Below are 20,178 nucleotides of genomic sequence, written 5' to 3'. Positions count from 1 at the left end.
GACGCTCGCTCAGCGCTCGCTCTGATCCATGAACTCCAGCAGCCTGCGCAAGGCATGCGCGGCGGCCTGCGTTCTGACCTGTTCGCGATCGCCCTTGAAATGCTGGGTCTCGATCTGCGTATTCAGACGATTGCTCCATCCGAAGCACACGGTTCCAACCGGCTTCGCCTCGCTGCCGCCCGCCGGTCCCGCCACGCCCGTAATCGATACCGAGACCTGCGCGCGGCTGTTGCGCAGCGCGCCTTCGGCCATGGCCTTCGCGACCGGCTCGCTGACCGCGCCGTGCTGTTCGATCAGCGTCGCGGGCACGCCGATCATCTCGATCTTCGCGAGATTCGAATACGTGACGAAGCCGCGCTCGAACCACGCGCTGCTGCCGGAAATATCGGTGATGGCGGTCGCGACCATGCCGCCCGTGCACGACTCAGCGGTGGCGAGCATCAGCCGTTCGGCGTGCAGCTTGTTGCCGACGCGAATCGCAAGTTGGTGAACGACGGTGTCGGTTGGCATGGCGGTGGTCCCGATGGATGGAAAAAATCAGAGGGTCATGCGCCAGAGCGCGATCACGAGCAGCGTGAAGAACGCCGCGACAAGATCATCGAACATGATGCCGAAACCGCCTTTCAACCGGCGATCGAAATACCGGATGGGCGGCGGCTTCACCATGTCGAAGAAGCGGAACACGACGAACGCCCACAATTGTCCGGTGAAGGTCGCGGGCGTGACGAGCAGCAGCACGAGCCAGAACGCGACGATCTCGTCCCACACGACCGGCGACGGATCGTTGGTGCCCATTTTCTTGGCCGTGAAGCCGGTGAACCAGCATCCCGCAATGAAGCCGGCGACGATCAGCGCGCCCCATTCCGCGACCGTCAGATGCGGATTGAACACGACGAACGACACCCATGCGAATAACGTGCCGACCGTGCCCGGCACGATGGGAGACAGTCCGCTGCCGAAGCCGAGCGAAAGAATATGAAGCGGATGGTCGAGCATGAAGCGCGCGCTCGCCCGGCGCGGCTTGCTGCGCGGCGCGGCCGGGTCGCCCGCTAGCGTGGGGTCAGTCTGCATGGAAATGATCGAAGCCTTGCAACGTCAGGGAGAGCGGGGCGCCCGACGCATCGCGCCAGGCGATTGCGGGCGCACCGGATGACTCGATTGTACCGATGCGCGTCAGCGGCACTTTCACGTCCGTCGCGATCTTGGCGAGCGCGTCGCGGGCATCGATGGGCGCGGTGAAGCAGAGCTCGTAGTCGTCGCCGCCCGCGAGCGTGCATTGTCGGCGCGCGGTTTCGGGCAGCGCGCGCACGGCATCGGAGCACGGCACGGCATCGGCATCGACGACCGCGCGCACGCCCGAACGCTTCAGGATGTGCATGAGATCGCCCGCGAGGCCATCGGAGATATCGAGCGCCGCGTGCGCCACGCCGCGCAACGCCATGCCCAACGCGACGCGCGGTTCCGGGCGCTCCAGCGCGCGCCGCCAGGCGGAAGCTTCCGGCGCGGACCACTCGCCGCGAATCGCGCCGAGGCCCGCGCGCGCGTCGCCCAAGGTGCCGGATACGTAGATGTCGTCGCCGGGACGCGCCGCATCGCGACGCAATGCCGCACCCTGCGGCACGTCGCCGAACACCGTGATGCAGATGTTGAGCGGCCCGCTCGTCGTATCGCCGCCGACGAGCGCGCAATCGTGACGTTCCGCGAGCGCGAAGAGACCGTTGCTGAACGCTTCGAGCCAGGCTTCGTCGGCGCGCGGCAACGCGAGCGCGAGCGTGAACGCGTGCGGCTTCGCGCCCATCGCGGCGAGATCGGACAGGTTCACCGCGAGCGCCTTGTGACCGAGCGCGTACGGATCGACATCGGGAAAGAAGTGGCGTCCTTCGACCAGCATGTCCGTCGAAATGGCGAGCTGATGGCCAACCGGCGGCGCGATAAGCGCGCAGTCGTCGCCGATGCCGAGCGGCTTCGCGGCCTCCTCGTCATGACGCGGGGAAGGCGCCGTCGCGCGGCGTGCAAAGAAACGGTCGATCAGTGAAAACTCGGAGAGCATGCGTCGGCGCTTGAGGTTGATTGTTGCAATGCACGATGAAAAACACAGCGCGCCGAAACCGGCGCCGCATCTGGAAAACACTCGGCCGATGCCCGCGAAGGCTTGCCGGACGGACCGACCAGACGTTTTCCAGTCATGGCACTTGTAGCCGAAATGCATGGAGCGCGGTCCGAAACCGCGACTGATTGGCGCTACAATGCGTTCGAACTTCCATTCTAATTCCCGCACTGCTAGCCCGCCTTATGACGACTGACGCCAATACCAAGTTGCGCGAAGCTGCGCTCGACTATCACGAATTTCCGGTTCCCGGGAAGATCGCGATCGCCCCCACCAAGCAGATGATCAACCAGCGCGACCTCGCGCTGGCTTACTCGCCGGGCGTCGCGTTCGCGTGTGAAGCGATCGTCGAAGATCCGCTGAACGCCGCGCGCTTCACCGCGCGCAGCAATCTCGTCGGCGTCGTCAGCAATGGCACGGCCGTGCTGGGCCTCGGCAACATCGGGCCGCTCGCATCGAAGCCGGTGATGGAAGGCAAGGCCGTGCTCTTCAAGAAGTTCGCCGGCATCGACGTGTTCGATATCGAGCTGAACGAAAGCGATCCGCACAAGCTCGTCGACGTGATCGCCGCGCTCGAGCCGACTTTCGGCGGCATCAATCTGGAAGACATCAAGGCGCCGGACTGCTTCATCGTCGAACGCGAATGCCGCAAGCGCATGAAAATTCCCGTCTTCCACGACGATCAGCACGGCACGGCCATCGTCGTCGCGGCGGCGATCACGAACGGGCTGAAGGTGGTCGGCAAGAACATCGGCGAAGTGAAGCTCGTCGCGTCGGGTGCGGGCGCGGCAGCGCTGGCCTGCCTGAATCTGCTCGTCGATCTCGGCATGAAGCGCGAGAACATCTTCGTGACCGATCTGGCCGGCGTCGTCTACAAGGGCCGCACGGAACTGATGGATCCGGACAAGGAACTGTTCGCGCGCGAAACCAGTGCGCGCACGCTCGCCGAAGTGATCGAAGGCGCGGACGTGTTCCTCGGGCTTTCCGCCGGCGGCGTGCTCAAGCAGGACATGGTCAAGCAGATGGCCGCGAAGCCGCTGATTCTGGCGCTCGCGAATCCGACGCCGGAAATCCTGCCGGAACTCGCGCTGGAAGTGCGCCCGGACGCCGTGCTCGCCACCGGCCGCACGGATTATCCGAATCAGGTCAACAACGTTCTGTGCTTCCCGTTCATCTTCCGCGGCGCGCTCGATGTCGGCGCGACCGTCATCACGAAGGAAATGGAAATCGCGGCGGTGAACGCGATCGCGGAGCTGGCGCGCCAGGAGCAGAGCGATATCGTCGCGACGGCTTATGGCATTCAGGATTTGTCGTTCGGCCCGGAATATCTGATTCCGAAGCCTTTCGATCCGCGTCTCATCGTGAAGATCGCGCCGGCCGTCGCGAAGGCGGCGATGGACAGCGGCGTGGCGACGCGTCCGATCGAGGACATGGAAGCGTACGAGCAGCATCTGCAGCAGTTCGTCTATCACAGCGGCACGACGATGAAGCCCGTGTTCCAGCTCGCGCGCAGCGTCGAGCCGGAGAAGAAGCGCATCGTGTTCGCGGAGGGCGAGGAAGAGCGCGTGCTGCGCGCGGTGCAGATCGCCGTCGATGAAAAGATCGCGAAGCCGATTCTCATCGGCCGTCCGGCGGTCATCCAGCAACGCATCCAGAAATTCGGCCTGCGTCTCGCGCCGGGCGTCGATTTCTCCGTGGTCGATACGGACCACGACGAGCGTTATCGCGATTTCTGGCAGACGTACGCGAAGATGATGGCGCGCAAAGGCATCAGCCAGCAGATGGCGAAGCTCGAAATGCGCCGCCGCACGACGCTGATCGGCGCGATGCTCGTGCAGAAGGGCGAAGCCGACGGCATGATCTGCGGCACGGTGAGCACGACGCATCGTCATCTGCACTTCATCGATCAAGTGATCGGCAAGAAGGAAGGCGCGAACGTATACGCGGCAATGAACGCGCTCGTGCTGCCGGGGCGTCAGATTTTCATCGTCGATACACACGTGAACGTCGATCCGACGCCCGAGCAGCTCGCCGAAATCACGATGCTCGCGGCGGAAGAAGTGAAGCGTTTCGGCATCGTGCCGAAGATCGCGCTCTTGTCGCATTCGAACTTCGGTACGAGCAACGCGCCGACCGCGCAGAAGATGCGCGACGTGCTCGCGATCCTTAAGGAACGCGCGCCCGATCTCGACGTGGATGGCGAAATGCACGGCGACGTGGCGCTCGATGCGCGTCTGCGCAAGGAAGTGCTGCCCGAATCGACGCTCGAAGGCGACGCGAACCTGCTGATTCTGCCGAACATCGACGCGGCGAACATCTCGTACAACCTGCTGAAGACGGCGGCGGGAAGCGGCATCGCGATCGGGCCGATCCTGCTCGGCGCGGCGAAGCCGGTTCACGTGCTCACTTCATCGGCGACGGTGCGGCGAATCGTCAACATGACGGCATTGCTGGTGGCGGATGCATCGGCGGCGCGCTGATCGCGGCTTGCTTTGACCAAGAACGCGGCGGGCTTTCCCGCCGCTTTTTTTGCGCAAAAAAAAGCGTGCCGTGGACACACGGCACGCCGCGAAAAAAGCAAAGGAGTGTTTGCTTTACACGCAAAAAGCGGGATCGAACGGCAAGCGCGATGCCGCGAAACTGGCGACGAGTGAGGCGGCTCGTCCAACGCTTCAGATCCACCGAGCAAATTATTATCCTGACTGGGATAAAAATCTCTCAGATTTCGGCTAATTCTTCGGATGATTACGTCATCAGAATTTGCGGGATCGCTCCAAACTGCGAAAAAATTTCCGATTTTCGGGCGAACGTTGCTTCGCCCTGTCATTAGCGATACCCTTACATCTTTCATGGTCGTGAATTCTGGTGTAACGCGAGGACAACCGTTTGGTGACACGCGCGAGGGCTCTTTCGTTTTTCGCCGCCTTGAGCGTCTTGTTGGGCGCGTGCGGCAAGGATGAACCTCGAAGCGGCGTTCAGGAGATGGTTGCTTCGGCGAGTCCGGCGCCCGTCTCGCCGGCCGAACCGGTCCGTGAAGCGCAGGTGCGGCAACCGCAAGCGACCGGCGAGCAGGAGCGCGACGGGCTGGCCACCGTCTACATTGCGCAGTTGCCCAAGCAGGCGGTCGCAACCTTGCGGCTGATCGAAGCGGGCGGCCCTTTCCCTTTCGAGAAGGACGGCGTCGTGTTCGGCAATCGCGAGCGTTTGCTTCCGCGGCATCCACGCGGCTACTACCACGAATACACCGTTCCCACGCCTCGCGCGCGGGATCGCGGCGCGCGCCGGATCGTGTGTGGCGGTCCGAAGAAGAAGCTCGACGATTGCTACTACACGGACGACCACTACGCCAGTTTCAAACGCATTGCGGATCAACTACGGGATTAACGGCATGAGCGACAACATCTACGCGCACGACCACAGCGTCGCGGGTGATCTTTTCGCCACCGGCGATGGCAACCTGTTCCAGCGAGTATTGCGGCTACGCATGACAGAACACGACAACAGACCCGACGACGAGACCAGGCCCGAGGAGCTCCATCCGCAAGAGGATTCGGAATCGCTGTTCGCAACCGTGCGGCCGAACATCGTGCAGTCGATTCGCGCGTTCCGGGTGCAGGATCTCGCGGACGAAGCGAACCGCCTCGGCCAGCATTTCCTGTACGCGTATCTCGGCCATGCGCAGAGCAAACAGGAAGTGCTCGAGACTATCGCTCTTTCGTTTCTCTTTCCCAAACACTTCGGCAAGAACTACGACGCGCTTTACGATTCGCTCACCGATCTCGTTCACAAGGCGGGCTCGCAACCGGGTTTCGTGATCGTGCTGGAACAACTGCCGATCGCGCAGAAGTTCGACAAGGAAGGCCGCGAAGTGCTGCTGGACGTATTCCGCGACGCGGCGGAATTCTGGGCGGAAAGGAAAGTGGCTTTCCGCGTGTTCTATTCGTTCGTCTGAGCATTCGAACCAAGGCCGGCGCAAAGCAGGAAAATAGCCCGATGGGTTTCCATCGGGCTATTTTTTTACCAGCCGCCCCAGCGCGCGGCCAGCGCCGCCAACACCGCAATGCCCGCCGTCTCCGTGCGCAGCACGCGCGGGCCGAGCCCGAGCGTGGAAAAACCCGCATCGACGATCGCGGTTTCTTCCGCGGGCGAAAAACCCGCTTCCGGCCCGATCAGCAAAGTGACGGGACTCGCCGGCGGATCGACGGGCAACGATGCGAAGCTGACTTCGGCGCGCGGCGAGAGAAGGAGGCGCAGTTCGCCGTCGATGGCGGCGGGCAGGTCGGCGAGCCAGGCGCCGAGATCGCGCGGCGGCGCAACCTCGGGCACGCGATTGCGCCCGCATTGCTCGCACGCCGCGCGCGTGAGCGCCTGCCAGTGCGCCTGACGACGCAATGCGCGCTCGCCGGCGAGACGCACGACGCCGCGCTCGGCCGTGATCGGCGCAATGCCCGAGACGCCGAGTTCCACCGCCTTCTCGATGAGCCAGTCCATCTTGTCGCCGCCCGCGACGCCTTGTGCGAGCGTCACGCGATACGGCGGCTCGGCTTCGCGATCGCTGTGTTCGTCGATGCGCGCGGTCGCCGCGCGTTTGGCGATATCGACGAGCTCGCCGCGATATTCGCCGCCGCGGCCATCGAAGAGTGTGATTGCATCGCCCGTTTGCAGACGCAGGACGTGCACATGACGCACGACGTCATCCGGAAGGGCGAAGGTTTGGCCTGCGCAGAGCGGGCCGTCGACATGAAAACGTGGCATGAGTGATTGATCGCGGACTCGGCCGTCCGCGGATAGTGAGAATGCCTGCGCGCTCAGCGCAGATGCCGCGCGATCGCCCAGCGATAGCCGTCCGGATCTTCGATCTGCGCGAAGCGGTCGCCCCAGAACTGGTCCTGCGGCTCGATGAGCGCCTTCGCGCCGACTGCGAGCGCCTGATGGAACGTGGCGTCGACGTCATCGACGTATAAATAGAAGGACTGCGGCGCCATTTGCCCCGCGCTCTTCGGCGTGCGCGCCTGCGAACCGTACGCGCCTTCGGGCGCGAACATCACGATCAACTGCCCGCGATACGTCATCTCGACATGGATGACCGTGCCGTCGTCGTTGACGCTGTCGCGCACCGCGAAGCCTAGCGCTTTTTCATAAAACGCAATGCTCACGCGTGCGTCGCGCACGGTGAGATACGGAGTCAGCCAGGGCACGTCGGCGGGGCGAGGGTCGGTCATCGAAAGCACTCCTTGAAGCCTTGCTGCTGCACATTGGGAAGCATTTTGCCATGAAGCCGTACGATCAATGGACCGGCAAGGAACCTGCGCGATACGCCGCGCGCCGGACGGATTTCGCCAGATGAACGTCCGTTGACCGCGCGCGTTACCGTGTAAGGTCACGGATTGTCATGCTGCCGTGACAGTGCGGCGACGCGTGAAGTGCACGGAACATGCCCGCGCCCGGGACGTCCGGACGCACCGGATTTGCGCCCTTACAGACGCGTGTCAATCGGACCGGTCTGTTAGAATGATGGGCTTCCGATCCTCGTCGTTTCTCGTCGTTTCCAAGTCGTTCCGGTCCTGAAAACGTGGTGTGTGCGGGTCCGGCCCGAGTGAGAAGTACTGCAAGAGAAGCACCGCGGATCATTTCAGCACCTGCCCAGACTCGACATGACGATCCCGACCTCCAGCCAGACCGCCCTCATGGCCAACGCAATCCGCGCGCTCGCCATGGACGCCGTTCAACAAGCCAACTCCGGCCATCCCGGCATGCCGATGGGCATGGCGGAAATCGGCGTCGCGCTGTGGTCGCGCCATCTGAAGCACAATCCCGCGAATCCGCACTGGTTCGATCGCGACCGTTTCGTGTTGTCGAACGGTCACGGCTCGATGTTGCTGTATTCGCTGCTGCACCTCACCGGCTACGACCTGCCGATGAGCGAGCTCAAGAACTTCCGTCAACTGCATTCGAAGACGCCGGGCCATCCGGAATACGGCATCACGGCCGGCGTCGAGACGACCACGGGCCCGCTCGGCCAGGGCGTCGGCAATGCGGTCGGCATGGCGCTCGCCGAGGCGCTGCTCGCCGCCGAATTCAACAAGGCTGACGCGAAGATCGTCGATCACTACACGTACGTGTTCCTTGGCGACGGCTGCCTGATGGAAGGCATTTCGCACGAAGCCTGCTCGCTCGCGGGCACGCTCAAGCTCAACAAGCTGATCGCGCTGTACGACGACAACGGCATTTCCATCGACGGCCACGTCGAGCACTGGTTCCACGACGACACGCCGAAGCGCTTCGAAGCGTATGGCTGGAACGTGATCCGCGCCGTGGACGGCCACAACGTCGATGCAGTCGATGCCGCTATCGCCGCCGCGAAGAAGTCGGACAAGCCGACGCTGATCTGCTGCCGCACGGTCATCGGCAAGGGCGCGCCGACGAAGGCGGGCGGTCACGACGCGCACGGCGCGCCGCTCGGCGACAAGGAAATCGCGGCGACGCGCGCGGCGATCGGCTGGAACTACGGTCCGTTCGAAATTCCGCAGGAAGTGTATGCGGCGTGGGACGCGAAGGAACAAGGCACGCACGCCGAAGCGGAATGGAACAAGGCGTTCGACGCCTATCGCGCGAAGTACGCGTCGGAAGCGAGCGAATTCACGCGCCGCATGAGCGGCGAGCTGCCGGCGAACTGGGCCGAAGCTGCCGCGAAGATCATCGAGGACGCGAATCAGAAGGCCGAAACTATCGCGACGCGCAAGGCCTCGCAGAACGCCATCGAAGGGCTGGCCGCGGCACTGCCGGAACTGCTCGGCGGCTCGGCCGACCTGACCGGCTCGAACCTCACCAACTGGAAGGCTTCCAAAGCCGTTCGCGCCGCAGGCGACGCTGAAAACGCGAATCCGGAACACGCGGGCATCCAGTGGGGCAATCACATCAACTACGGCGTGCGCGAGTTCGGCATGTCGGCTGCGATCAACGGCATCGCGCTGCATGGCGGCTATCGTCCGTTCGGCGGCACGTTCCTGACGTTCTCGGACTACAGCCGCAACGCGCTGCGCGTCGCCGCGCTGATGAAGTCGCGCTCGATCTTTGTGTTCACGCACGATTCCATCGGTCTCGGCGAAGACGGTCCGACGCACCAGTCGATCGAACATGTGTCGAGCCTGCGCCTGATCCCGAATCTGCAGACGTGGCGTCCGGCCGATACGGTGGAAACGGCGGTCGCGTGGACGCATTCGATCGCGCACAACGGCCCGTCGACGCTGATTTTCAGCCGCCAGAACCTGCAATTCTCTCCGCGCAACGACATTCAGATCGCCAACATCGCGAAGGGCGGCTACGTACTGCGCGACTGGAACGACGATATCCCCGCGCGCAAGATCATCCTCATCGCGACCGGCTCGGAAGTGCAGCTCGCGATGCAAGCCGTCGAGGCGCTGGCGAAGGAAGGCATCGGCGCGCGCGTCGTGTCGATGCCGTGCACGAACGTCTTCGACAAGCAGGACGCCGAGTATCGTGAGCGCGTGCTGCCGAAGGGCGTGGCGCGCGTGGCGATCGAAGCGGGCGTGACGGATTTCTGGCGCAAGTATGTGGGCCTCGAAGGCGGCGTGGTCGGCATCGACACGTTCGGCGAGTCGGCTCCGGCGGGCGCGCTGTTCAAGCATTTCGGCTTCACGGTGGAGCATGTTGTCGCGACGGCGAAGGCCGTCCTCGCCGCGCAGTAAAATTCGCGGTCAGCGAAGCAGGTTTTTTTAAGCCAAGGAGATAGACCATGACGATTCGCGTTGCAATCAACGGCTATGGCCGTATCGGCCGCAACACGCTGCGCGCCCTCTATGAAAACGGCAAGAAGCACGACATCGAGATCGTCGCCATCAACGACCTCGGCGATGCCAAGACCAACGCGCACCTGACGCAGTACGACACGGCGCACGGCAAGTTCCCGGGCGAAGTGTCGGTCGACGGCGATTACCTCGTCGTCAACGGCGACAAGATCCGCGTTCTGGCGAACCGCAACCCGGCCGAACTGCCGTGGGGCGAGCTGAAGGTCGACGTGGTGATGGAGTGCACCGGCTTCTTCACGACGAAGGAAAAGGCGAGCGCGCACATCAAGGGCGGCGCGAAGAAGGTCATCATCTCGGCGCCGGGCGGCAAGGACGTCGACGCGACCATCGTGTACGGCGTGAATCACAACGTGCTGAAGGCGTCGGACACGGTCATCTCGAACGCATCGTGCACGACGAACTGCCTCGCGCCGCTCGTTAAGCCGTTGAACGACAAGATCGGCCTGGTGAACGGTCTGATGACCACGATCCACGCGTACACGAACGACCAGGTTCTGACGGACGTGTACCACGAAGACCTGCGCCGCGCGCGCTCGGCCACGCACAGCCAGATCCCGACGAAGACGGGCGCTGCTTCGGCCGTCGGCCTCGTGCTGCCCGAGCTGAACGGCAAGCTGGATGGCTACGCGATCCGCGTCCCGACGATCAACGTGTCGGTCGTCGATCTGTCGTTCATCGCCGCGCGCGATACGACGGTCGAAGAGATCAACAAGATCATGAAGGAAGCGTCGGAAGGCGAACTGAAGGGCGTGCTCGGCTACAACGATGCGCCGCTGGTCTCGATCGACTACAACCACAACCCGGCTTCGTCGACGTTCGATTCGACGCTCACGAAGGTGTCGGGCCGTCTCGTGAAGGTGTCGAGCTGGTACGACAACGAATGGGGCTTCTCGAACCGCATGCTGGATACGGCGGTCGCCCTCGCGAACGCGAAGTAAGTTTCAGCCTGCTGAAACGACAAAGCCGCTCTTCGGAGCGGCTTTTTTTCGCCTCAAGCTTTGCTCGGAACGGGAAAATGCACGCCCGCGCGCTGCGCCGCGTTGACGATGTGACCTTCGATCGCGCGGCCGGCCTTCTCGCCGTCGCGCGCCTTCAGAGCCTCGATGATGACCGCGTGTTCGTGATACGTCGATAAAACCAGTTCGCGCCGATAGAACGGCAGCCGCTGGCTCTCCTTCATGATGTCGGCGCTGCCGCGCAGGATCGATTCGATCGCCGCATTGCCCGCGAGACTGACGATACGCATGTGAAACGCGAAGTCGAGTTGCGCGGCTTCTTCCAGCGCCGATTCCGTCAACGCGGCGTGCAGCGAGTCAAGATTGTCGTCGAGCCAGTCGATGTCCGCGTCGCCGATCGAATGCGCCGCGAGCCGCGCGACGAATCCCTCCAGCGCGAAGCGCATCTGATAGGTGTCGGGCAGCGACGCCTGATCCGCGAAGCGCCACGGATGTGCGTTGCTTGCCTGCGCACTGCTGACATACACGCCTTTGCCGGGCCGGATATGCAGCATGCCGAGCGCTTCGAGCGTCGAGAGCGCCTCGCGTAGCGACGCCCGGCTAATCGCCAATTCTTCCGATAGCTGCCGCTGCGCCGGAAGCAGACTCCCGACCGGATACATGCTCGATTCGATGCGCTCGCGAATGGTCGCGATGGCGGCGTCGGTCACGGTATGCGGGACGTTTTTCATAGGAAGAAACCCGAATTGGCCGGTCTGACCGCCATTGTAGGCGCGTGCCGTGCGCACGTGTGAACGACCGTGTCGCGGCCATTTCCGTACCCGGCCGGAACAGGGTAAACCGCTACCAATGCTTCCTTGACGGCTCTATATCGGCTTCCTAATATTCCCCATCACAGCACTGGTCCGACCAGTCGGAACAGTTGCTTTGGTCCCGAGACATTACACGAGGAGACGGTCGTGTCGAGATTTCTGAATTCGCTGTTCGGCAGGGTGATGATCGCGCTGGTCATCGGCGTGGTGGTCGGCGCGCTGTTTCCGCATTTCGGCCAGTCGTTGCGGCCTTTGGGCGACGGTTTCCTGAAGCTCATCAAGATGGTGATCGGACCGATCGTGTTCTGCGTCGTCGTGAGCGGCATGGCGAGCGCGGGCGATCTGAAGAAAGTGGGACGCGTCGGACTGAAGGCGGTCGTCTACTTCGAGATCATGACGACGCTCGCACTTGTCATCGGCGCGCTGCTCGCATGGTTCACGCGGCCGGGCGTCGGCATGAACATCGATCTGCACTCGCTCAATGCCGCGTCGCTCGCGACCTACACGGAGCACGCAAAAAGCCTGAAGGACACCGCGGGCTTCCTGTTGAAGATCATCCCCGACACCGCGATCGACGCTTTCGCCAAAGGCGACATCCTGCAAGTGCTCGTGTTCGCGATCTTGTTCGGCTCGGCGCTCTCGATGCTCGGCGAAAAGGCACAGCGCGTGACGATTTTCATCGACGAGCTGTCGCATGTGTTTTTCCGCATCATGGCGTTCATCATCAAGCTCGCGCCGCTCGGCGTGCTCGGCGCGATCGCCTTCACGACCGGCCAGTACGGCGTCGCGTCGCTCAAGCAGCTCGGCCTGCTCGTGGTTGTGTTCTACGCGAGCTGCTTCCTGTTCGTGTTCGTCGTGCTGGGTATCGTGATGCGCCTCGCGGGCTTCTCGATCTTCAAGCTCGTGCGCTATCTGCGCGAGGAATTGTCGATCGTGCTCGGCACCGCGTCGTCGGATGCCGTGCTGCCGCAGATCATGCGCAAGCTCGAATGGATGGGGGTGAAGGATTCGACCGTCGGTCTCGTGATTCCGACCGGCTACTCGTTCAACCTTGACGGCTTCTCGATCTATCTCACGCTCGCGGTGATCTTCATCGCGCAGGCGACCAACACGCCGCTGTCGATGCATGACCTGATCGTCGTCGTGCTCGTGTCGCTGGTGACGTCGAAGGGCGCGCACGGCATTCCCGGCTCCGCGATCGTGATTCTCGCCGCGACGCTCTCCGCCATTCCCGCCATTCCCGTGCTCGGCCTCGTGCTGATCCTGCCGGTCGACTGGTTCGTCGGCATCGCGCGCGCGGTGACGAATCTGATCGGCAACTGCGTGGCGACGGTGGTCGTCGGCGTCTGGGAGAACGACATCGACCGGGCGCGCGCCAAACGCGTGCTAGATCAGGACGCCGAGTATCGCTTCGTGCCCGCCGCGCCGCAATCGGAGCAAGGCGCGCACGGCAACGAACACGCACACGCGATCTGATTCGACGCAACCCGGGCATTGAAATGACCGACTGTCGCGACACGCACCTCGCGGAATCGCGCATCTTCGGAGGAATCGAATGAAAACATTGACGCTCGAACCCCTCACGCGCGAAGCCTTCGCCCCGTTCGGCGATGTCATCGAACTCGAAGGCGCGCGTCATTTCCCGATCAACGCGGGCACCACGGAGCGCTTTCACGATCTCGCGAACGTGGAAGTCGGCTTCGAAAGCGGAGGGCGGCCGCTTATCAACGTGTTTCGCGGCCAGCCGCGCCCGCAGCCGGTCGTGGTTTCGATGATGGAGCGCCATCCGCTCGGCAGTCAGGCTTTCGTGCCGCTCGCGGACGTGCGCTATCTCGTGGTTGTCGCGCCTGCGGGCGAGTTCGATGCGGCTGGTCTGCGGGCCTTTTACGCGCGCGGCTGGCAGGGCGTGAACTATGCGCGCGGCGTGTGGCATCACCCGCTGATCGTGCTCGACGAGCCGGGCGATTTCATCGTCGTCGATCGCGGCGGCGACTTGCCGAATTGCGACGAAATTGACCTCCCCGAACGTTATGCGCTGATCGAAGCGGCCGCGCGCGCAGCTTGATACAACATGCCGTAATCGAAATGCAATTGCGAATCGATAGCATGCGCATAACATGAAACGTACGGGCGAAACGAAACCGCCGTCCATCGCGAGATGAACGGCGGTTTTTTCATCCGCGCGCCCAAGAGCGGCGCGCGAACCTCAATGCTTGCGGTGCGGGCAGTTTTCCTTCGTGCATGCGCCGTACAGCGCGAGCGCATGCTCGTGGAGCTTGAAACCGCGTTCCTTCGCGATCGATTGCTGACGGCGTTCGATCTCCGCATCGAAGAACTCTTCGACGCGGCCGCAGTCGATGCACACGAGGTGATCGTGGTGCGATCCCTCGTTGAGCTCGAAGACGGCCTTGCCCGATTCGAAATTGCTTCGCGACAGCAGGCCGGCTTGCTCGAACTGCGTGAGCACGCGATAAACCGTCGCAAGACCGATATCGAGCTCTTCGTTGAGCAGGCTTCGATACACATCTTCAGCGGTCAGATGGCGCACCGGACTGTGCTGGAAAATTTCGAGAATCTTGAGGCGGGGCAGGGTCGCCTTGAGCCCGATATTCTTGAGATCGGCGGGATTGGTCATGGCTAGGCATCCCTAGAGTACAATTCAAGGTTCTCATAGTAATGCGTTTTGCCAAATCCTGACATCCCAAGCGGCGTCAAGGCGTCAAGGTGAATTAGCTGAATGAGGGCCGAAATGAGTGCGGCCATGAAGCGCCTCGCGTGAAAGGTGAAATGTTTTCCAAATATTTATCGAATTGCAGGGAGAGCCGTCGCATGCGGGGAACCGTAATAGCAGCAACCTTGGCCGCATTGCTCGCCGGCTGCTCGACGTACGACAGCGTCACGCAGAAAATCGCGCAAAGCATCACGCCGTACCGGATCACGGTTGTGCAAGGCAATTTCGTTTCGGCGGAAGCCGCGGCGCAGATGCAGGTCGGCATGTCGCGTGATCAGGTGAAGCAACTCCTCGGCACGCCGCTTCTGACGGACATGTTCCACGCCGATCGCTGGGACTACGTGTTCTATTTCAAGCGTGGGTCGACATCCGTCGTTCAGCAGCGTGACTTCGTCGTCAACTTCGCGAGCGATCGCGTCGTGAGCTGGTCGGGCGGCGAGAATCTGCCGTCGAACCTCGAGCTGCTCGCCGAAATCGACGGCGACAAGGGCGTCAAGGTCGCGAAGCCTGCGACGCCGGCGGCGGCATCCGCGCCGGTGGCGTCGACCGCGGCGGTGACCGCGCCGGTCGGCGAGCCGTCGACGCAACCGAATACGGCAGCGGCATTTGCCGGCGATGCGAACCAGGAAGCCGCGCAGGCCGCGAACCGCGCAACGGCGCAAGTCGAAATGCCGACGGGGCGTCAGCGCTCCTCGGCGTTCAGCAGCGCGCCGACGAGCTCGGGCGGCGCGCCGGGTTCCACCAACAGTTCCGGCAGCAACTCGCAGATTCAGCTGCAGCGCCGCCCGCAGACGATCAACATTCCGGACAGCAGCGCGGTCGGTCCGGCGGGTTCGTCGCCGGCTCCGGCCAACGCAAGCGGCCAGGCGCAGTTCTATCTGCCGCAGCAAAGCCAGTAAGCAGTTCAGCCGCTCGAGGACGAAGCCGCGCCATGCGTCGACGCGGCGCCGCTTCATCCGCACAGCCCATTCGCATCATCCGTCGCGCGTGCCGCGCGCGATTCAACACGAGACTGCCATGAAGATCGCCATTGCCGGCGCGTCGGGCCGCATGGGCCGGATGCTGATCGAAACCGTCCTCAACGAGCCCGAAGCGCAACTCGCCGGCGCCCTCGACCGCCCCGGCGCGCCGCAGCTCGGACAGGACGCGGGCGCGTTCCTCGGCAAGACCACGGGCGTATTGCTGACGGACGACATCGAGCGCGTGTTCGCCGACGCCGACGTCCTCATCGACTTCACGCGTCCCGAAGGCACGATGGCGCATCTGGAAGCGGCGCTGCGGCACAACGTGAAGATGATCGTCGGCACGACCGGCTTTTCGGACGAGCAAAAGGCGCAACTGAAGCAGGCGGGCGAGAAGATCGGCGTCGTGTTCGCGCCGAACATGAGCGTCGGCGTGAACGTCACGTTGAAGCTGCTCGAATTCGCCGCGAAGCATTTCGCGACCGGCTACGACATCGAGATCATCGAGGCGCACCATCGTCATAAGGTGGATGCGCCGTCGGGCACCGCGCTCGGCATGGGCGAAGTGATCGCCAAGGCGCTCGGCCGCGATCTGAAGGACTGCGCCGTGTACGCGCGCGAAGGCGTGACCGGCGAGCGCGATCCGTCGACGATCGGCTTTTCCGCGATTCGCGGCGGCGATATCGTCGGCGATCACACGGTGCTCTTCGCGGGCATCGGCGAGCGCATCGAAATCACGCACAAGTCGGCGAGCCGTCTGTCGTACGCGCAGGGCGCGCTGCGCGCCGCGCGTTTCCTCGAAGGGCACGACAAGGGCTTCTTCGACATGCAGGACGTACTCGGCCTGCGCTGATTTTTTATGGCAGCAACGGGCGTCATTCATTACCTTCAATCCGGCGATGCCGTGACGCACGCGGTCGCGGGTCTGCTGCTCGCCATGTCGCTCGCGAGCTGGTGTTTCCTGCTTGTGAAGGCGTGGATTCTGGCGCGCGCCAAGTGGCAAGGTCCGCGCGCATTGCAGCGTTTCTGGCAGGCGCCGAGTTTGAAGGATGGCATCGGCGCATTGCAGCGCGCGGATCGCGAGCGTGTGTTTCTGCCACTCGCTGAAGCCGCGTGGCGCGCTTCGGAAGCTGAAATGCCCGGCGCGATGCTCGCCCGCGTCGAGCGCAGCGAGCGCGTGTTGCGCGCGCTGCGTCATGCGTTGCAGCGTTCGCAACGAAGGCTCGAATTCGGTCAGGTTCTGCTCGCATCGGTGGGGAGCACGGCGCCTTTCGTCGGCTTGCTCGGCACCGTCTGGGGCATTTATCACGCGCTGTCGAACATCGCGTCGAGCGGTCAGGCGATGATCGAAAACGTCGCCGGGCCGGTCGGCGAGGCGCTCATCATGACGGCATTCGGTCTCGTCGTCGCGATTCCCGCCGTGCTCGCGTACAACATTCTTGGGCGCTACGTGCGGCAGATTTCCGAGGAACTCGACGGATTCGCGCACGATCTGCATGCGTTCGTGTGCGGTCCGGCCGAATAGGAGCGCGGCGATGGCCTTCGGCGGACTCGACAAGAAGACAAATGGCGCGCCGATGGCGGACATCAACATGACGCCGCTCATCGACGTTATGCTCGTGCTGCTCGTCATCTTCATCATCACCGCGCCGCTTTTCACGCACGCGATCCGGCTCGATTTGCCGAAAGTGTCGTCGCAGCCCGCGCGCGAGACGTGGCAAACCGTCACGCTGTCCATCGACGACGCCGGCAAGCTCTTCTGGAACGACACGCCCGTCACTTTCGATCAGATGCGCGCGCGTTTCGCCGACGCGGGCAAGCGCGCGCAGAAGCCGGAACTGCATCTGCGGGCGTCGAGCGCGACGCGCTACGACGTCATCGCGCAGGTAATGGGCGCGGCGCAGCAGGCCGGTCTGGAGCGCATCGGCTTCGTCACGCAGCCCGCGAAACCGCAGCAGCCAGCGCCCGCGCAATAAGCGCGCGAACCGGCGCGCATCGAACGGTATAATCGCGATTTCCCCGTTCGGCGGGCCTTGGCCCGAGCCAGCAGGCCCGAATTCCGACGCCGCGCCGTGTCAGCAATGCCGCAGCGCCCGGACTCGTTGCCCGAATCGATAGCGGCGAGTCCCAAAGTCCGTTCCCAGCATTTGCCGAAAGCCAAACCACACCATGCACGATAAATACGCACCCGCCGACGTCGAATCCGCCGCGCAGAGCAACTGGCGCGCGAACGACGTCTACCGGACGACCGAGACGTCGGCCAAGCCCAAGTTCTATTGCGTCTCGATGCTGCCGTATCCGTCGGGCAAGCTGCACATGGGTCACGTGCGCAACTACACCATCAACGACGTGATGTACCGTTACTTGCGCATGAACGGCCACAACACGCTGATGCCGATGGGCTGGGACGCGTTCGGCATGCCCGCCGAAAACGCGGCGATGGCGAACAACGTGCCGCCGGCGAAGTGGACGTACGAGAACATCGCGTACATGAAGAAGCAGATGCAGTCGATGGGCCTCGCCATCGACTGGTCGCGCGAAGTCGCCACCTGCTCGCCGGATTACTACAAGTGGAACCAGTGGCTGTTCTTGAAGATGCTGGAAAAGGGCATCGCGTACAAGAAGACGGGCACGGTCAACTGGGATCCGGTCGATCAGACCGTGCTCGCCAACGAGCAGGTCATCGACGGGCGCGGCTGGCGCTCGGGCGCGCTCGTCGAAAAGCGCGAAATCCCGATGTACTACCTGCGCATCACCGATTACGCGGATCAACTGCTCGACGATCTCGACGGCCTCGGCTGGCCCGAGCGCGTCAAGATCATGCAGCAGAACTGGATCGGCAAGAGCTTCGGCGTGAACTTCGGCTTCCCGTATGAAATCGACGGCGAAGCGAAACTGTTGCGCGTATTCACCACGCGCGCCGACACGATCATGGGCGTCACGTTCGCGGCGGTCGCGGCGGAGCATCCGCTCGCCACGCGCCTCGCGCGCGACAACGCCGATCTCCAGGCGTTCATCGACGAATGCAAGCGCGGTGGCGTGGCCGAAGCCGATGTCGCGACGATGGAAAAGAAGGGCGTGCCGACCGGCTTTTTCGTCACGCATCCGCTGACGGGCGCACAAGTCGAAGTGTGGATCGGCAATTACGTGCTGATGTCCTACGGCGAAGGCGCGGTGATGGGCGTGCCGGCGCACGACGAGCGCGATTTCGCGTTCGCGAAGAAGTACAAGCTGCCGATCAAGCAGGTGATCGATGTCGAGGGCAAGACGTACTCGACCGACGCCTGGCAAGAATGGTACGGCGACAAGACCGCGGGCAGGCTCATCAACAGCGGCAAGTACGACGGCCTGACGACGGAAGAAGCCATCGACGCGATCGCCGCCGATCTCAAGGCGAAGAACCTCGGCGACAAGCAGGTCACCTGGCGTTTGCGCGACTGGGGCATCTCGCGCCAGCGCTACTGGGGCACGCCGATTCCGATCATCCATTGCCCGTCGTGCGGCGACGTGCCGGTGCCGGAGAAAGATCTGCCGGTCGTGCTGCCGGAAGACCTCGTGCCGGACGGCTCGGGCAACCCGCTCGCGAAGTCGGAAGCGTTCGTGAACTGCACGTGCCCGAAGTGCGGCGCGGCGGCGAAGCGCGAAACCGACACGATGGACACCTTCGTCGATTCGTCCTGGTACTTCTCGCGCTACACCGCGCCGGACGCGCCGACGATGGTCGACGAGCGCACCGATTACTGGATGCCGATGGATCAGTACATCGGCGGCATCGAGCACGCGATTCTGCACCTCTTGTACTCGCGCTTCTGGACCAAGGTCATGCGCGACATGGGCCTCATCAAGTTCAGCGAGCCCGCGAAGAATCTGCTCACGCAGGGCATGGTGCTGAATGAAACGTTCTATCGCGAGGACGCGAGCGGCAAGAAGACTTGGTACAACCCGCTCGAAGTCACGGTCACGCACGATGAAAAGGGCCGCCCGACGGGCGCGACGCTGAACGCGGACGGCAAGCCGGTCGTGCTCGGCGGCGTCGAGAAGATGTCGAAGTCGAAGAACAACGGCGTCGATCCGCAAACGCTGATCGATCAGTACGGCGCCGACACGGCCCGTCTTTTCGTGATGTTCGCCGCACCGCCCGAGCAGTCGCTCGAATGGTCGGGCGCGGGCGTCGAAGGCGCGAGCCGCTTCCTGCGCCGCGTGTGGCACTTCGCGCATGACAACGCCGATGCGCTGCGTCAGCACGCGAAGCTCGACGCATCGAAACTCGGCGACGCCGAGAAGACCTTGCGCCGCGAAATCTATACCGTGCTGAAGCAGGCCGATTTCGACTACGGCCGTCTGCAGTACAACACGGTCGTGTCCGCCGCCATGAAGATGCTCAACGCGGTCGAAGGCGCGAAGAACGTCGGCGCCGGCGTGCTAAACGAAACCTTCGGCGTGCTGTTGCGCGTGCTGTATCCGGTCGTGCCGCACATCACGTTCCAGTTGTGGTCGGAACTCGGCTACGAGAAGGAATTCGGCCCGCTCCTCGACGCGCCCTGGCCGAAGGTCGACGAAGCCGCGCTCGAGCAGTCGGAAATCGAGCTGGTGCTGCAGGTCAACGGCAAGGTACGCGGCGCGCTGACGGTCGCGAAGGAAGCATCGCGCGAAGACATCGAAAAGGCCGCGATCGCGCACGAAATGTTCGAGAAGTTCGCCGAAGGCCGCACACCGAAGAAGGTGATCGTGGTGCCGGGGCGTCTCGTCAACGTGGTCGTCTGATGCGCACAACCAAGGGA

Annotated in this window: 19 protein-coding genes; 12 read left to right on the top strand and 7 right to left on the bottom strand. The window is 63.3% G+C overall.

What is annotated here, in order from left to right; all coding sequences use genetic code 11:
* Nucleotides 1–9: 9 nt before the first annotated feature.
* The 3 genes from NCS02_RS11910 to thiL are packed head-to-tail and all read right to left on the bottom strand — an operon-like array spanning nucleotide 10 to nucleotide 2,050.
* Nucleotides 10–510: a CinA family protein gene (locus NCS02_RS11910; RefSeq protein WP_008342881.1), complete on the bottom strand. Its 501-nt coding sequence runs from the start codon at nucleotides 508–510 to the stop codon at nucleotides 10–12.
* 27 nt (nucleotides 511–537) lie between these two features.
* Nucleotides 538–1,071: a phosphatidylglycerophosphatase A family protein gene (locus NCS02_RS11905; protein ID WP_008342880.1), complete on the bottom strand. Its 534-nt coding sequence runs from the start codon at nucleotides 1,069–1,071 to the stop codon at nucleotides 538–540.
* Nucleotides 1,061–2,050, bottom strand: coding sequence for a thiamine-phosphate kinase (gene thiL, locus NCS02_RS11900; RefSeq protein WP_250482241.1), 990 nt, complete (start codon nucleotides 2,048–2,050; stop codon nucleotides 1,061–1,063). Before thiL ends, NCS02_RS11905 begins: the two co-directional genes overlap by 11 nt.
* Nucleotides 2,051–2,292: 242 nt before the next feature.
* Here thiL and NCS02_RS11895 point away from each other — a divergent pair, with 242 nt between their 5' ends.
* The 3 genes from NCS02_RS11895 to NCS02_RS11885 all read left to right on the top strand — a co-directional run bounded on the left by NCS02_RS11895 (nucleotide 2,293) and on the right by NCS02_RS11885 (nucleotide 6,059).
* The gene (locus NCS02_RS11895; protein ID WP_008342878.1) at nucleotides 2,293–4,587 is read left to right on the top strand and encodes an NADP-dependent malic enzyme; all 2,295 of its coding nucleotides are present in this window, start codon (nucleotides 2,293–2,295) and stop codon (nucleotides 4,585–4,587) included.
* A 409-nt stretch (nucleotides 4,588–4,996) separates the two neighbouring features.
* Nucleotides 4,997–5,491, top strand: a complete 495-nt coding sequence (locus tag NCS02_RS11890) for a guanyl-specific ribonuclease (protein WP_502800876.1) — start codon at nucleotides 4,997–4,999, stop codon at nucleotides 5,489–5,491.
* A gap of 4 nt (nucleotides 5,492–5,495) precedes the next feature.
* On the top strand, nucleotides 5,496–6,059 hold the full coding sequence (locus tag NCS02_RS11885; RefSeq protein ID WP_008342876.1) for a barstar family protein: 564 nt from the start codon (nucleotides 5,496–5,498) through the stop codon (nucleotides 6,057–6,059).
* Between the two features lie 65 nt (nucleotides 6,060–6,124).
* On the opposite strand, the gene NCS02_RS11880 is transcribed toward NCS02_RS11885, so the two are convergent.
* Nucleotides 6,125–6,862, bottom strand: a complete 738-nt coding sequence (locus NCS02_RS11880; protein ID WP_008342875.1) for a 16S rRNA (uracil(1498)-N(3))-methyltransferase — start codon at nucleotides 6,860–6,862, stop codon at nucleotides 6,125–6,127.
* A 53-nt stretch (nucleotides 6,863–6,915) separates the two neighbouring features.
* Complete coding sequence (locus tag NCS02_RS11875) at nucleotides 6,916–7,329, bottom strand: VOC family protein (RefSeq protein WP_008342874.1); 414 nt, start codon at nucleotides 7,327–7,329, stop codon at nucleotides 6,916–6,918.
* Between the two features lie 432 nt (nucleotides 7,330–7,761).
* Here NCS02_RS11875 and tkt point away from each other — a divergent pair, with 432 nt between their 5' ends.
* Nucleotides 7,762–9,816, top strand: coding sequence for a transketolase (tkt, locus tag NCS02_RS11870; protein ID WP_239295147.1), 2,055 nt, complete (start codon nucleotides 7,762–7,764; stop codon nucleotides 9,814–9,816).
* A 47-nt stretch (nucleotides 9,817–9,863) separates the two neighbouring features.
* On the top strand, nucleotides 9,864–10,874 hold the full coding sequence (gene gap / locus NCS02_RS11865) for a type I glyceraldehyde-3-phosphate dehydrogenase (protein WP_008342872.1): 1,011 nt from the start codon (nucleotides 9,864–9,866) through the stop codon (nucleotides 10,872–10,874).
* A 53-nt stretch (nucleotides 10,875–10,927) separates the two neighbouring features.
* Here gap and NCS02_RS11860 read toward each other — a convergent pair whose 3' ends face one another.
* On the bottom strand, nucleotides 10,928–11,623 hold the full coding sequence (locus NCS02_RS11860; protein WP_034471690.1) for a FadR/GntR family transcriptional regulator: 696 nt from the start codon (nucleotides 11,621–11,623) through the stop codon (nucleotides 10,928–10,930).
* Between the two features lie 228 nt (nucleotides 11,624–11,851).
* Here NCS02_RS11860 and NCS02_RS11855 point away from each other — a divergent pair, with 228 nt between their 5' ends.
* Together NCS02_RS11855 and NCS02_RS11850 are read left to right on the top strand one after the other, a co-directional pair.
* Nucleotides 11,852–13,180 (top strand): C4-dicarboxylate transporter DctA, encoded by a 1,329-nt coding sequence (locus NCS02_RS11855; RefSeq protein WP_034471492.1) that lies wholly within the window; start codon nucleotides 11,852–11,854, stop codon nucleotides 13,178–13,180.
* Between the two features lie 79 nt (nucleotides 13,181–13,259).
* The gene (locus NCS02_RS11850; RefSeq protein WP_008342867.1) at nucleotides 13,260–13,769 is read left to right on the top strand and encodes an ureidoglycolate lyase; all 510 of its coding nucleotides are present in this window, start codon (nucleotides 13,260–13,262) and stop codon (nucleotides 13,767–13,769) included.
* 141 nt (nucleotides 13,770–13,910) lie between these two features.
* On the opposite strand, the gene fur is transcribed toward NCS02_RS11850, so the two are convergent.
* On the bottom strand, nucleotides 13,911–14,339 hold the full coding sequence (fur, locus tag NCS02_RS11845) for a ferric iron uptake transcriptional regulator (RefSeq protein WP_008342866.1): 429 nt from the start codon (nucleotides 14,337–14,339) through the stop codon (nucleotides 13,911–13,913).
* A 194-nt stretch (nucleotides 14,340–14,533) separates the two neighbouring features.
* On the opposite strand from fur, the gene NCS02_RS11840 reads away from it, so the two are divergent.
* The 5 genes from NCS02_RS11840 (at nucleotide 14,534) to leuS (ending at nucleotide 20,161) form a co-directional block, all read left to right on the top strand.
* Nucleotides 14,534–15,334 (top strand): outer membrane protein assembly factor BamE, encoded by an 801-nt coding sequence (locus NCS02_RS11840; RefSeq protein ID WP_033537302.1) that lies wholly within the window; start codon nucleotides 14,534–14,536, stop codon nucleotides 15,332–15,334.
* Between the two features lie 118 nt (nucleotides 15,335–15,452).
* The gene (dapB, locus tag NCS02_RS11835) at nucleotides 15,453–16,250 is read left to right on the top strand and encodes a 4-hydroxy-tetrahydrodipicolinate reductase (RefSeq protein ID WP_250478804.1); all 798 of its coding nucleotides are present in this window, start codon (nucleotides 15,453–15,455) and stop codon (nucleotides 16,248–16,250) included.
* A gap of 6 nt (nucleotides 16,251–16,256) precedes the next feature.
* Nucleotides 16,257–16,922, top strand: coding sequence for a MotA/TolQ/ExbB proton channel family protein (locus NCS02_RS11830; RefSeq protein WP_008342860.1), 666 nt, complete (start codon nucleotides 16,257–16,259; stop codon nucleotides 16,920–16,922).
* Between the two features lie 10 nt (nucleotides 16,923–16,932).
* Nucleotides 16,933–17,373, top strand: coding sequence for an ExbD/TolR family protein (locus NCS02_RS11825; RefSeq protein WP_250507511.1), 441 nt, complete (start codon nucleotides 16,933–16,935; stop codon nucleotides 17,371–17,373).
* A gap of 193 nt (nucleotides 17,374–17,566) precedes the next feature.
* Nucleotides 17,567–20,161 carry a leucine--tRNA ligase gene (gene leuS / locus NCS02_RS11820; protein ID WP_034471496.1) on the top strand — a complete coding sequence of 865 codons (2,595 nt, stop codon included), beginning with the start codon at nucleotides 17,567–17,569 and terminating at the stop codon, nucleotides 20,159–20,161.
* Nucleotides 20,162–20,178: the final 17 nt, after the last annotated feature.

The sequence above is a fragment of the Caballeronia sp. NCF2 genome (genome assembly GCF_023631205.1).
Lineage (GTDB): Bacteria > Pseudomonadota > Gammaproteobacteria > Burkholderiales > Burkholderiaceae > Caballeronia > Caballeronia zhejiangensis.
Note: the sequence above shows the minus strand (reverse complement) of the source record. Positions and strands in the feature narration are given on the sequence as shown.